This window comes from Nocardioides sp. CPCC 206348 (assembly GCF_048654705.1).
GTDB lineage: Bacteria > Actinomycetota > Actinomycetes > Propionibacteriales > Nocardioidaceae > Nocardioides.
The window spans coordinates 1-591 of record NZ_JBMCZA010000201.1; the positions used below are offsets into that span (position 1 = coordinate 1).

Here is a 591-nt window from a genome sequence, read left to right on the forward strand (position 1 = left end):
CGTTCCCGGGGACCGCCGCGGCCGCCCGCACCACTTCGAGGTACAGGTCGCGCTTCGTGCCGAAGTAGTGGTTGAGCAGCCCGCGGGCGACGCCGGCCTCATTCGCGATGTCGGTGGTCGAGACCTCGCCGTACGGGCGCAGCGCGAACAGGCGCTGCGCGCTGGCGAAGATCTCCTCGCGCCGCTGATCGGGGCCGAGGCGACGCCATCGGGGCTCAGTGGTCACGGGACAACTCTTCCATCACGCCTCGTCGACCCAGGGGAGCCACCCGGGCAGGTCCTTCTCCACCGTGCCCGGGAAGGCGGGCGGGCGCTTCTCGAGGAAGGACATGACGCCCTCGATCGCGTCGGCGCTGGTCAGCAGCCCCGAGATGAGCCGTGAGTCGACCTCGTGCGCCGGGAAGGGCGAGTCGAGTCCGCTGAGCCGGTTGAGCATCTGGCGGGTCACCGCGATCGAGACCGGTGCGGTGTTGTCGCGGAGGTCGCGGGCCAGGTCGTACGCGTCGTCGAGGACGTCCTCGGGTGCGTGCACCGACGTGATGAGGCCCGAGGCGAGCGCCTCGTCGGCACCGAAGACCCGGCCGCTGATCA

General features: G+C 70.9%; 2 protein-coding genes. Both read right to left on the minus strand.

Going from position 1 to position 591, the window contains the following annotated elements; translation table 11 throughout:
- Nucleotides 1-226: TetR/AcrR family transcriptional regulator (locus tag ACOADB_RS19455; protein ID WP_378602225.1), on the minus strand; the 226-nt coding region annotated here is incomplete at its 3' end.
- A 15-nt stretch (nt 227-241) separates the two neighbouring features.
- Nucleotides 242-591 (minus strand): enoyl-CoA hydratase-related protein (locus ACOADB_RS19460; RefSeq protein ID WP_378602228.1); only part of this gene is annotated, 350 nt, incomplete at its 5' end.